Origin of the sequence: Gardnerella sp. DNF01198P, assembly GCF_049244165.1 — a bacterium.
Lineage (GTDB): Bacteria > Actinomycetota > Actinomycetes > Actinomycetales > Bifidobacteriaceae > Bifidobacterium > Bifidobacterium swidsinskii.
In genome coordinates this window covers 1,126,958-1,139,947 of sequence record NZ_CP058382.1, presented here as the reverse complement: position 1 = coordinate 1,139,947, position 12,990 = coordinate 1,126,958, and the positions used below count along the sequence as shown (strand labels likewise).

Sequence of the window (12,990 nt, the reverse complement as noted above, 5' to 3'; positions counted from 1 at the left end):
CAAAATAACGATGTCCATCGAGGATTAAAAACCCGACATATTTCCATGATTGCTTTAGGTGGCAGCATTGGCACCGGCTTATTTGTTGCTAGTGGTGCAACAATCCATATGGCTGGTCCTGGTGGTGCTTTGCTTGCTTATGGTGCGATTGGCATTATGGTGTACTTCCTTATGACTTCCCTTGGTGAAATGGCAACATTTATGCCTATTAGTGGATCGTTTGCATCGTATTCTGGACGTTTTATTGATCCTGCACTCGGTTTCGCAATGGGCTGGAACTATTGGTTTAATTGGGCTATTACGGTTGCGGTGGACGTTAGTACTGCAGCAATAGTTCTGCAATACTGGTTCCCAACAGTGCCAATATGGATTTTCTCACTGTCGGTTCTTATGCTTATTTTGGTTATCAATGTGCTTACAGTTAAGTGCTTTGGAGAAACTGAGTATTGGCTTTCTATTATTAAAGTGTTGGCAGTAATCGTATTTCTTGTTATCGGTTCGCTTACGATTGTTGGCATTGTTGGCGGCAAAGCGCCATTCTTGCAAAACTTCACTCATAAGGACGCTCCATTTGCAGGCGGTGTTCCTGCAGTGTTGTGTGCGTTCGCTATTGCAGGCTTCTCTTTCCAAGGAACTGAGCTTATTGGTATTACTGCTGGAGAGTCTGCAACTCCTGAAAAGAGTATTCCAAAAGCTGTAAAGCAAGTGTTCTGGCGTATTCTTCTCTTCTACATTCTTGCAATTTTCGTTATTGCTTGCATTATTCCTTATACTGACAAGAACTTACTTGGTTCTGATGTAACTGATATTGCTATTAGTCCGTTTACGCTTGTGTTCCAACGTGCAGGGCTTGCAGCTGCAGCGGCAGTTATGAATGCAGTGATTCTGACTTCTGTTATTTCTGCAGCAAATTCCGGCATGTATGCTTCAACAAGAATGCTTTATTCGCTCGCAAAAGAAGATAATGCTCCAAAAGTATTTGGCAAGGTAAGTCTTCGTGGTATTCCTGTTCCTGCGTTGATTGCTACATTTGTAGTTGCTTTATTTACTTTCTTTATGAGTATTTTTGGTTCGCAAATTTACATGTTCCTGGTTGCTGCAAGTGGTTTGACTGGTTTTATTGCTTGGGCTGGTATTGCTGCAGCTCATTATCGCTTCCGTAAAGCATACTTGGCTCAAGGTCATTCCTTAGATGAATTAGTTTATCGAGCAAAGTGGTATCCGTTTGGTCCTATTGTTGCGTTCTTCTTATGTATTCTTGTTATTGTTGGTCAGGATTTGCATTCATTTGCAACGCTTAACTGGCAGGCTATTGGAATCACGTACATGTCCGTGCCGCTATTTATCGTTCTATACATTGGCTACAAGATTAAAAATCATACTCGAGTAATTCCTCTTGAAGAAGTCGATTTAACTCATGTTCGAGTAGCAAAATGAACGAATAGTTTATAAAGTTCAACATCGTTTACGATGTAGAGTTAGATAATGTAAAAGCTCCCAGCGTATATCACTGGGAGCTTTTACATTGAGTCAGATAACAGAGGAATATGTTTTATGGTTTTTGTGGAGATTCTGGAGATGGTGGCGGTCCTATTAGGTCCGCTTTAGCAGAGGGATCTTGGTCGCCCTTTTTTGCTTTATCATTCGGATCTTCTTGACCATCATTTCCTTTATGGTTTCCGTCGCCAGATCCGTCTTCGCTGCCTTTTGTATCCTTATCTTTTTCTTTGTTCTTTTCCTGTTCTTTTTCCTTATCTTTGTTCTTGTCTTTGTTCTTGTCTTTGTTCTTGTCTTTGTCTTTATTCTTATTCTTCTCAGTCTTCTGTTTCTTAGTGTCTTGAGTATTTGTCGTCGGCGCTGGTGTTGGCTTTGGCTTTGGTGGGACAACATTTGAACGCTGAATTACAATTCCAGTCGATTCATTTATCTCTTGCTTCTTTGTTTCTTCGTCTTGCTTGTCTTTGTCTTTATCTTTTTTGTTATTTTCATCGATTAATGTAACAGCCAACTCGCGCACTCTTTTTGCTTTGACTGCATACCATTCAGAAGCAGCTAAAGCTTCTACGCTTTGGGAACCAAGTTCTTCAGGAGAGTTTGCTGTGCAAGATACTGCGTCAGGAACCTTTTCGCTCATGATTTTAGCAAGTTCTTTTGCGTTATCAGAGTCACCTTTTGTGAGATCTGTTATTACGCTGTTGTGTACTAAACTTTTCCATACGGCTTTGGCTTTAGAAATTTGTGCAACTTTTATTTCGCACTGTTTGCGAGCTGCTTTAGTGCGTTCAGTCTGCTTCATATACCAAAGTGTGCCAACTGCGCCAAGAGCTAAAGCTAGCACAACAATTCCCACAATGAGAATAATGAGCTTTTTCTTTTGACTCTTTTCAACACTATCGGAGCTATGTTGATTCATATTTGTCCTCTGTTATCTATTGCTGCTCAACATTAGCGCATTTGAATACGCAACTCGTTTATATAATACGCCAAAATGTTTATGTTAGCCACGCTCATGAGCGCTAAACAATCAAGATTTTGCTTGTGGATACAAGTCGTAATATTTAACGCAAAAAGCCACTGGAAAACCAGTGGCTTCATGGCTCCTGCGGCTGGGCTTGAACCAGCGACCATTCGATTAACAGTCGAACGCTCTGCCAACTGAGCTACGCAGGAATATCTTGTGCTCAACTAAGTGCTGCGCACAAGACATTTATATTACACGTAATTTTCAAAGATGCAAATATGGCGTGTTTTGGCGTGTCGAAACAGTGATTATAAGCATATGTTTTATCCACAATGCTTTAAAAGCTTATGATTTTCGCAAATTAGCTGCAAAACTTTTATAAAAGTCGTTTTATAAAAATATGGATGGGGAATATATGTGTATTCGCAAAAATTATGAATTATATTACAAAATATCTGCCTGTTTGGGGATTTTTATAATCTCAGTTATTTTATTAGATACGCTGTTTTTACAACCCGAAATTTCGCAAAATAGTCATCATCTTAAATATTATGTTGTAGAATCTGCTGTGACATGTTGCCACAAGTGTGCTCTTTCTAAAGGCTCTTATAGCGAAAAAACATGCAAGTCAGCTATGCAATGGCCTGTAAAACCTGCACGAATAGTAAAAGCTTTTAATCCTCCGCCTAAACCTTGGATGGCTGGGCATCGCGGCGTAGATTTAGCTGCAAGCACAGGGACTCCTTTATTTGCGCCTGCAGATGGCGTTATTAGTTTTGCTGGTAAAGTCGCTGGTAAATCAGTTGTGACTATTAGGCATGGTGAACTGACATCCACTTTTGAGCCTGCTGTAACAAAGTTTAGCGTTGGTGTTTTTGTGAAAAGAGGCCAGAATTTTGCACATGTCGAAGGAGGTTCGGACCATTGCGGCACAACTTGTGTGCAGTGGGGTTTAAAACGTAAAAATCGTACATATGCTAATCCTGAAAGAATGACTGTTAAGCGTCGCATTGTGCTTAAGTCTGTGGAATAAGCAAAATACTATATTTGTATCGTAGATATTTGTAGATAAATGAACAAAATTTATTACAATCTTGTAGATATTCGCATATGCGAAGGCTTGCAAATCGCGTATAGTAAAGATATACGTCAATTCAGCAGATAGAGGAGCTAATATGCAAGAATATTCTCGTCCACTTGATGAGTCTATTGATACAGATGTTAATGTTTTCTCACTGCTAGAAGAGCGAGCAGAGCGCAATCCTAATGGTTCTTTGGTTGAATACGTTGGAGCTGACAGCGTTTGGAAGTCATATACTGCTCAAGAATTTAGAGATACAGTAATAGCTGTCGCTAAAGGCTTTATTGCTAGAGGGGTAATGCCTGGTGACGCTGTGTCAATTATTGCTCACACTTCATGGCAATGGACAATTCTTGATATGGCTATTATGTCTATAGGCGCTTTGACAGTGCCAATTTATGAAACAAGCTCTTCGTTGCAAATACAACATATTGTTCAAGATTCTCAAGTATGTTCAATATTTGTGGAGTCTCCTGAAATGTTGCCAAAAGTAGAGGCTGTTCAGGAAGAATGTCCTACTCTTCACGACGTATATGTGATGAATCGTGGTGCTATCGACGCGTGCATTGAATACGGTAAAGCAGTAACTGATGCTGAATTTTATGAGCGAGTGCACGCTGTTAATGGAAGTGACATAGCAACAATTGTGTACACTTCAGGTTCAACTGGTGAGCCAAAAGGAATTGAACTTACTCATAGCAATTTTGTCTTTATTGCTAAATCAGGTGTTATTTCTATGCCAGACATTGCGTTAAAAGGCAGCCCGCGTCTTTTGCTGTTCTTGCCTCTTGCGCACGTTTTTGCTAGGTTTATGCAATTGTTCTGCTTTGCTGGAAATATAACTCTTGGTTTGACGAGTAATTTGAAAACTGTATTGTCTGATTTTCAAACTTTTAAACCAACATTTATTCTTGGGGTTCCACGCATTTTTGAGAAGATTTACAATGCTGCTTCTCAAAAAGCAGGCAGAGGAGTAAAAGGTTTTATTTTTGCTTATGCATCTAAGGTTGCTCGCGAATGGTCTCGCGCTCAGCAGTCTAGTTCAATGGTTCCTCCAATGCTCGCTCTTAGCCATTCAATATGTAAAAAATTAGTGTATGCTCCACTACTACACGTATTTGGAGGCTCTGTTTCATACGCTATTTCGGGCGGTGCTCCTTTAGATTTGTCGATTGCACACTTCTTTAATGGCATTGGTTTGCCTCTTCTAGAAGGCTATGGAATGACAGAAACTTGTGCTCCTTCTATGGTGAATCCTACGACAGGTTATCGCATTGGTACCGTTGGTTTGCCTGTAAAGGGTGTATCTGTTGCTATTGCTGATGATGGTGAATTGTGTATTAAAAGTCCTGCAGTGTGCAAAGGCTACCATAATAATCCTGAGCTTACCAAACAGCAGATTGTAAATGGCTGGTTGCATACTGGAGATTTTGGATCTTTAGACGATGACGGTTTTGTGCGTATTACAGGCAGAAAGAAAGATCTTATTATTACTGCTGGCGGTAAGAACTTATCTCCAAATGCGTTAGAAGCTTCATTAATGTCTTCACCTATTATTTCTCAAGCTGTTGTTATCGGAGACAGGAAGCCGTTTGTTTCAGCAATTATTGCGCTCGATTTATCAGAAGTAAATACTTGGCTTTCTTCGCGTGGTGCATGCCCCGTACGGTCTTTAAAAGAAGCTTCACATAACGGTATTGTGCGAGCAGAAGTTGAACGTGCTGTTAGCAAAGCAAATGAGCTAGTTTCTAGAGCTGAGTCTATTCGCAAGTTCGAAATAGTTCCAGATGAGTTTACTCAAGCAAACGGTTTGATTACGCCAAGTTTAAAGGCGCGTCGTCAAGTTGTTGTAGAGCGTTATAACGACCTTATCGAACACGTTATTTATGCTCCACGCAAACGTTAGCTGTGTGTAAATTCGTGGAATATAGCTTGACTATAGCTTGAAGCTATATTCAAGCTGCAGATTGCGTTCCACAACTTATATTTCACAACTTGCGTTCCATAACTTGCGTTCAAAAATTGTATTTACAAGCCTGCGTCTGCTAATGATACGTAACCTGGGTCAATTAAACGTGACTTTAGATTTGTTGCGCTTACTGCCACTAGTCGCTCGTTAACAGTAGGGACAGTTTCCCCGTGTTCAATTTTTGTTTGCACTGTAGCGATTTTTTTGTCAAGTTTACCGTTTCTGTTCAAAGAATAACAAGTAGCAGTAAGATCTTGAACAATCTGCTTATGATTTTCTATAGTTGTCATCCATTGCTTTCCGCTCACAATGTTTGGCATAATATTTTTGTACGCGCCATAACCAGTTATTACTGGCCATTTCTTTGCTTCTGATTCTTCTTCCTCATCTTTTTTCTGCTGTTGTCGTAATTCTTTTTCGGATTTCTTTGCAGAATCTTTTGGAGCAGGAACTGGTCTTTTATTAAGATCTCGTTTCCCTATGAAGTTTCCGATAACGTCCGGCAAATTGAAAGATGGGTTTATATCTGCTGCGCTTCCTTCATAACCGAGATTGTTTAGTGCTTGTACGGCTTGTAAAGCAATTTGATCATCGAGCGCAATAATTCCATCAACGCGATGCCTTGAGTGTGAAAAAAGACTTGTACTTTTCGTAATTCGTTTTGTTAACTCATTTTTCACAGAGTCAGCTACATCTGCGTCGAAAGCAACATTGGTCCAGTCTTTTTCGCTACTATTCACATTCAATCTTCCAGAAGTGCTTATTAATGTTCCAGAAGCAAAATATGGTCTCAAAACTTTCCAAATGCCAGCGAATGCTTCTTCAGCAAAATCATCATGGAATGCTGTTTCGCTATTTGCATGCGTATTGTTGTTAGAATCATCATCTTCGCTTGCTTCGTCGCTGTTATTTTGTTGATTATTATTGTTTGCATTAATATTTTTTTGATTGTGACATGGCAAAAGAACTTCAATATAGCGTGGATTTTCTTTAGTTGCACGATCTAGAGCGATTTTTTGTATCAGAGTTGTTGCTTGAATTTCGCCAATGGTTCTTGCGTCAGATAAATGGAACATCACATCAGGTTTGAAACCGCTAACATTCCGTGAGAGCATAACAACGTGGATTCCCGCCTTTTTTGCTAGGCGAAGTGAGGATGCCAATCGTTTTTCTGCATTAAGCTCATCTTTAGATGATTGAGAGTTATCGTCGTTTTGTAAATTTAAGTCCTGAGTATTTGATTTTTGTGTATTTTCAGAATTAGACGCAGGCAACGTTGCATAATCTCCATAGTTATTATTGCCGTTTTTGCTAGTCCATGGAGCTATAACAATTGTCGTTTTACTTAATTGTTTTTTGATTTTTGAATTTTCAGAAACAGAATTGTGCTTTCCTGAATTATTCTGTTTTGCATTGTTCAATGAGCTTAGCAAATTTACTACATAATCTTGCACATCGCGGCTTTGTTCTGAAAGGCTAGAAGAAGTTTTAGTAGTAATAGAATTATCGTCAAATCCCTTATCTTTTAACGATTTTATTAATTCTGGAACCAATATGTCCCACGTGCTTAGAGGCTTATTGCGTGTTATTGCTAATCCGTCTGATGGAGTAAAAACAATAACGTTACCGTGATTCGCTTGTTCTTTATTTTCAGATTTTAAAGAAGTTTTTGTTGAACTTGCGCACGAGCTAACAACAAAAAGCATCGTAACTAATGCTGCCAGCATAACTAAAGAACGATGCATAGTTCTGTTGCACAAACGAATCATAGTAGTGACCTCTCGTTTCGTGGTCTATCTGTTGCTGTCTATATGTGATCTACTTGTAACTATCTTCTAACATTGTATATAGCCATGTGCTAAATACTTACATTGCTATTTTAGTGAGCAAAATTATCTTATAGAACTTTTTATAAGACTTTCGCACATATTACGGTATTCGCTCACGTAGCCTCCGCCAAAGAACACGCAATGTCCTGCAATAGGGTAGAGCTGCCAAATAATCATGCGCTGCTCAAAACCTGCTTTAAGTGGATGAACAGACTGATAGCCGTCTAAAATCTGCCTAAAATAGCTGATTCCAAACAGATGAAGCATAGCTAAATCTTCTTCGCGGTGCCCACCATGTGCTGCAGGGTCGATAAGAACAGCTTCAGTGTGTTCGCCGTCTGAACTTTTAGTCCATAACACGTTTCCGCTCCACAAGTCTCCGTGAACTCGAGCAGGCTTATCTTCTGCAGCTTTTCCTAATAAATCAGGCAGCGCATCAATAACTTCGTTTGTAAGATCTAAATCGCTTTGAGTAAGCTCTCCGCGAGCAATACCAAGCTCAACCATAGGACGCAATCGTCCGTCCGCAAGGTAGTCAATAACGTTACTCCAAGTGCCAGTTGGCATTTCAACTGGATCGCTTAAAGGTCCAAAATAGCATGTGCCATCGTAATCTGCTGGTGCTTCACCAAAATATTTTGCACCGTAATCGTGCATATGAGCGAGCGCTGCACCAAACTCAAATGCAGCAAGTGGTGTTGCTGAGTGAGTGTCAATGCGCTCAATATTAAGGTAACCGTTTCCCCAATCAAATACTTCAGCCACTCTAGGGCCGCCGTATTTGTGAGCTTCAGAAAGCCATTTTAAGCCTTTACCTTCGCATTCAAAGAAACGCTCAGGAGCGTATAATCTACTTTTCTTATATACAGCGTTGTTCATAGAAGCCTTCTTAGCGTAGTAGCGCATACGAAATATGTGCTACATACTTAATAAAATATTTATTAATTTATTCCCAAACTCACTATTTTACTGAAGTATTAGCACAATGAGCGATGCTGCGTTTAATTTGCAATAAGATTAGTACAATACTTACGCCAAGTAGGATGTGTCCGATTCCTGCTAAACCAGTTATGGCAAAATCTATAGATGGACTGAGATGTAGACGTAGTACTTGTGCAATTCCACGAGTAACCATCATTAGTGCTGTGAGGTTGAGTCCAATATGATAAGTTACTAAGATTCGTGTAGTTTTTTCGTTACTAAAACTGAAGTTTTTCTCAACTAGTATAAGTAACAGAAAAACAACCATGCCAAGCATAAAGTAGTGTGTGTGAACTACAGCAAGCATACTTTTTGCATGGAAAGCATTAAATTTTGTAAATTCGCGATAAAAGACACCGCCAATCATGGCGAGGACAGCATACAACAAAGACGTATTAATATAACGTTTCATAACATGATTCATAGTAACTTCCTTACGTAGAGTGATAGTCAAATATTCCTTAGTAATGTTGCTGGTGTTACAAGTGTTTGTAAGCACTATTGCATAGTATGAGTGTTTTTGTAATGCGGACATACAGTTTTAACAAATTGATATCCAAAAAGCAATCCTGCTAAAAATAGTGCAGTTCCTAAGCCTGTGTAGAACACTGCAATAAACTGTTCTGGAGCTGCGTTAGTTGCGCGCAAAGCAATTCCGCCTGTCATCATAAAAGCCATAATTATGAAGGATTTTACGTCAAAGAATTTAAGGAAAAACTGCTTTTCTTCAGCATAGCCGTTAATTCTTTGAGTATGCTTTTTTACAAGTTTGCCAAAAATTAGGAATTGGAATATGCCAAAAACAAGAATAGACAAAGCATAATTAAGTGGTTGCAAATAATTTTGGTATGCTAACAACCCAATATTGAGAATATTAAAGCCTGCTGCTGCCCAAACTAAACAAGCAATAAGTAGTAGTGTATTCTTCGGTACTTTCAATTCTTAACCTCTTGTATTAAAAAGTTATTTAATAATAATTTGTTTACTATTGTTTTGTTTACTATTGTAATAATGGATTTTATGAAAAAGCTTGTTTGCATAAATTTATTGCATTAAACAGTAAAACTTTCGTAAAAAGCATATTTTTCTTAACAAAACTTGTAAAAAGTGTTGCGTAATGACGATATTAGACGCTATAGTCCTAGGGTATGAACGACAACGATCAACAGTATGCAACAGCTGACAACAAAGCTACTATTGCTGAGCCAGCTTTTCGTTACAACGCGCAGCTCGCACAAGATATTGAGCAGCGCTGGCAAAAAACCTGGGACGAGCAGGGCACATTTTGGGCCGCTAATGTTAAGGGCAATTTGAAGGATGGCGAAGGCAGGAATGCTGACGGTCGTCCTTCTTTCTTTGCAATGGACATGTTCCCGTATCCTTCCGGCAAAGGCTTACACGTTGGACATCCTCTTGGATATTTGGCAACGGATGTTGTAAGCCGCTACCATCGCATGAAGGGTGAGAATGTTCTTCATGCAATGGGTTATGACGCTTTTGGTTTGCCGGCTGAACAGTACGCTGTGCAAACTGGTCAGCACCCTCGCATTACTACCGAAGCGAATATTGCTAATATGCGCAGGCAGCTGCACCGCATGGGCTTGAGCTTTGATGATCGTAGGTCTTTTGCAACTATTGATACGAATTATGTGCGTTGGACGCAGTGGATTTTCTCCAAGCTTTATGACGCTTGGTACAACCCTGATTTTGTGCGCAAAGACGGCGGAAAAGGTTCTGCTCGACCAATTGCTGAGCTTGTTGATGAGTTTAAGAGCGGAAAGCGCGAAATTCCTGGTTTTGCAGGCAAAAAGTGGGAAGAGCTTAATAAAGTAGAGCAAGCGGATGTATTAAACAATTTCCGTATTGCTTATATTTCTAAATCTCCTGTAAATTGGTGCCCAGGCTTGGGAACTGTGCTCGCAAACGAAGAAGTTACTGCAGAAGGTAAGTCTGAACGCGGAAACTTCCCAGTATTCCAGCGCAACCTTCGCCAGTGGTCCATGCGAATTACCGATTATGGACACCGCTTGGTGGAAGATTTGAACACTATTGATTGGCCAGAAAAAGTTAAGCTTATGCAGCGAAACTGGATTGGCGAATCTCACGGTGCATCTGTGCACTTTGAAGTGCCATGTGCGGATGACGAAACGCGCGATTTGGAAGTGTACACTACTCGTCCAGACACGCTTTTTGGCACAACTTTTGCTGTTGTTTCTGTGGATCACCCAATTCTTGAGCATGTTCCAGAAGCTTGGGGTGCGGACGTTCCAGAAGGCTGGAAGGGCGGTTACGCAAGTCTTAAAGAAGGCTTGGCAGAGTATCAAGCTCAAGCTCGCGCGAAGACTGCTAAAGATCGCACGGAATACGCAGGAGCAAAAACAGGCTTGTTTACGGGTCTTTATGCAATTAATCCTGTAACTGGAGCAAAGCTTCCACTGTTTGCTGCTGACTACGTGCTTATGGGCTACGGCACAGGTGCAATTATGGCAGTTCCTGGCGGCGACCAGCGCGATTATGATTTCGCAAAAGCATTCGGTTTGCCAGTAATTTACACTGTTGAGCCTTTGCCTGATTCCGAAGAAAAGTTGGAGGATTACGAGGGTAAAGCTCCGTTTGTTTCTCACGACGGAATTGTTATTAATTCAGCAGTAGAACATACTCATAAGCTTGGCGATGCTTTGTCTATTAACGGTTTGCGTGTAGATGAAGCTATTAAAAAGGTGACGACTTGGCTTGAAGCTGCAGGCGTAGGAAAAGGTAGAGTTTCTTACCGACTTCGCGACTGGCTGTTCTCTCGTCAGCGCTACTGGGGTGAACCATTCCCAATCGTTTACGATGAGGACGGTGTTGCTCACTTAGTGCCAGATAGTGAGCTTCCAATTGCATTGCCGGACGTTCCTGATTATCAGCCAAAAACTTACGCTCCAGACGACGCAAATTCTGAGCCTGAAGCACCTTTGAGCCGAAACGAGGATTGGGTAAAAGTTCAGCTCGACCTTGGTGACGGCGTAAAAACCTACTATCGCGACACCAACACTATGCCAAACTGGGCTGGTTCTTGCTGGTATTACATGCGCTACTTGGATCCAAACGACGCTGAGCATATGGTTGACAGCGATGAATATGACTACTGGATGGGCACAAACCGTCCAGGCAAAGAGCATGTTTCTGGCGGCGTTGACCTTTACGTTGGTGGTGTAGAGCACGCAGTTTTGCACTTGCTTTACTCCAGGTTCTGGCATAAGGCGCTTTACGACTTGGGTTACGTGGATTCTGCTGAGCCATTCCACCGCTTGTTTAACCAGGGCATGATTCAGGCTTACGCTTATACGGATGAGCGCGGACAGTACGTTCCTGCTGACGAGGTTGAAGAAGGTGCTTCAAACGGCACTGGCGAGCCAACCTTTACGTGGCATGGCGAAACTGTGAACCGCGAGTTCGGCAAAATGGGCAAGAGCTTAAAGAATATTGTGACCCCAGACTACATGTACGAAAACTACGGTGCAGATACGTTCCGCTTGTACGAAATGAGCATGGGTCCGCTCTCTGAGTCTCGTCCGTGGAACACGCGTAACGTTGTTGGTGGCATGCGATTCTTGCAGCGCTTGTGGCGTAACGTTGTGAACGAAGAAACCGGAGCTTGCGTGGTAACTGACGACGCTTTGGATGAGAAGACGTTGAAGATTCTTAACAACACAATTGCAGAAGTGACTGTGGAAATGGAAGCAATGCGTCCAAATACTGCAATTGCTAAGCTGATTGTGCTTAACAACCACTTGACTTCGCTTCCTCACGTGCCGAGAGCAGCTGTTGAGCCGCTGGTTCTTATGTTGGCTCCAATTGCGCCGCATATTTGCGAAGAAATGTGGAGCAAGCTTGGGCATGATAAGTCTATTGCTCACGCAGATTGGCCTGTTGCAGATGCTCGTTACGTTGGTGAGGATACTGTTACTGCCGTTGTGCAAATAAAGGGCAAGGTTCGTGCAAAGCTTGAAGTTGATCCAAATATTGACGCTTCTGAGCTTGAAAAGCTTGCGCTAGAAGCTGTAGCTGATCGCTTGGGCGGTAAGGCTCCGCGCAAGGTGATTGTGAAGGCTCCGAAGATTGTGTCTATTGTACCAGACGAGAGGTAAGATTCGGCTTAATTAATGCTGTATTGCGCGATTTTTCGCGCTTTACAGCATTTTTTGTTATTCTTGGGTTTCGTCTATGAGTTTTGTAACTGATTTAGTTTTTTGGTTTTGACGAGGCTGGAAAATTTGTGTTTGCGTGCGTTCCGTCCTTCGTGCGCTCTGGTTGCTAAAGACGCTTATTGTGTTCGCCTATATTTAAAGAATGTAGCTTCTCAGTCCTCTTTTAGCACTGAACACAATTTTTCCAGCCTCTCAACACGCTAACCGTCAACACAAAACTCATAGACTCGTGCAGAAAGTTACGTAAAGTGCGTGGTTTACTAAGTGCAACTAAAGTCGCTTAATTAAGCTGCGCATTGACTTGCCGGAGCGCTCAAAGCGTAGCGCGCGTAGGCATTTCAATGCGGAAACTCGCTTAAGTTGGAAGTCCAGTGGACTTCCAACGCGAGTTTCGTAGCGAGCGCGTTAACCGCGCGAGCGTTCCTTCAGTCGCTTTGGCTGTTAAAGGTTTTAACCACAGGCGCGTATTTTTGTTG

The 12,990-nt window shown here is 41.4% G+C and carries 9 protein-coding genes and 1 tRNA gene; 4 read left to right on the top strand and 6 right to left on the bottom strand.

All coding sequences use genetic code 11. The features are described from left to right. Positions 1-45 precede the first annotated feature (45 nt). On the top strand, positions 46-1,437 hold the full coding sequence (locus tag HXT44_RS04900) for an amino acid permease (protein ID WP_162861137.1): 1,392 nt from the start codon (positions 46-48) through the stop codon (positions 1,435-1,437). Positions 1,438-1,552: 115 nt separating this feature from the next. On the opposite strand, the gene HXT44_RS04895 is transcribed toward HXT44_RS04900, so the two are convergent. Together HXT44_RS04895 and HXT44_RS04890 are read right to left on the bottom strand one after the other, a co-directional pair. After that, positions 1,553-2,413 carry an ATPase gene (locus HXT44_RS04895; protein WP_421782628.1) on the bottom strand — a complete coding sequence of 287 codons (861 nt, stop codon included), beginning with the start codon at positions 2,411-2,413 and terminating at the stop codon, positions 1,553-1,555. 181 nt (positions 2,414-2,594) lie between these two features. Further along, positions 2,595-2,670: transfer RNA gene (locus tag HXT44_RS04890), tRNA-Asn, on the bottom strand. A 206-nt stretch (positions 2,671-2,876) separates the two neighbouring features. Here HXT44_RS04890 and HXT44_RS04885 point away from each other — a divergent pair. Both HXT44_RS04885 and HXT44_RS04880 read left to right on the top strand, forming a co-directional pair. Beyond that, the gene (locus HXT44_RS04885; protein ID WP_421782626.1) at positions 2,877-3,494 is read left to right on the top strand and encodes a M23 family metallopeptidase; all 618 of its coding nucleotides are present in this window, start codon (positions 2,877-2,879) and stop codon (positions 3,492-3,494) included. Positions 3,495-3,636: 142 nt separating this feature from the next. Then, positions 3,637-5,448: an AMP-dependent synthetase/ligase gene (locus HXT44_RS04880; RefSeq protein ID WP_064621438.1), complete on the top strand. Its 1,812-nt coding sequence runs from the start codon at positions 3,637-3,639 to the stop codon at positions 5,446-5,448. A 122-nt stretch (positions 5,449-5,570) separates the two neighbouring features. Here the strand turns inward: HXT44_RS04880 and HXT44_RS04875 are convergent, their stop codons facing one another. The 4 genes from HXT44_RS04875 to HXT44_RS04860 all read right to left on the bottom strand — a co-directional run bounded on the left by HXT44_RS04875 (position 5,571) and on the right by HXT44_RS04860 (position 9,260). Further along, positions 5,571-7,280: a hypothetical protein gene (locus HXT44_RS04875; protein WP_004108269.1), complete on the bottom strand. Its 1,710-nt coding sequence runs from the start codon at positions 7,278-7,280 to the stop codon at positions 5,571-5,573. A 123-nt stretch (positions 7,281-7,403) separates the two neighbouring features. Continuing rightward, on the bottom strand, positions 7,404-8,219 hold the full coding sequence (locus HXT44_RS04870) for a fructosamine kinase family protein (RefSeq protein ID WP_116431622.1): 816 nt from the start codon (positions 8,217-8,219) through the stop codon (positions 7,404-7,406). 82 nt (positions 8,220-8,301) lie between these two features. Continuing rightward, a complete protein-coding gene (locus tag HXT44_RS04865) occupies positions 8,302-8,745 on the bottom strand; it encodes a DUF2871 domain-containing protein (RefSeq protein ID WP_080551015.1) in 444 nt (147 codons plus the stop codon). Between the two features lie 74 nt (positions 8,746-8,819). Then, a complete protein-coding gene (locus HXT44_RS04860) occupies positions 8,820-9,260 on the bottom strand; it encodes a hypothetical protein (protein ID WP_004108264.1) in 441 nt (146 codons plus the stop codon). Positions 9,261-9,469: 209 nt separating this feature from the next. Here HXT44_RS04860 and leuS point away from each other — a divergent pair, with 209 nt between their 5' ends. Continuing rightward, a complete protein-coding gene (gene leuS, locus HXT44_RS04855) occupies positions 9,470-12,454 on the top strand; it encodes a leucine--tRNA ligase (protein ID WP_421782622.1) in 2,985 nt (994 codons plus the stop codon). The last annotated feature ends 536 nt before the right edge of the window (positions 12,455-12,990 follow it).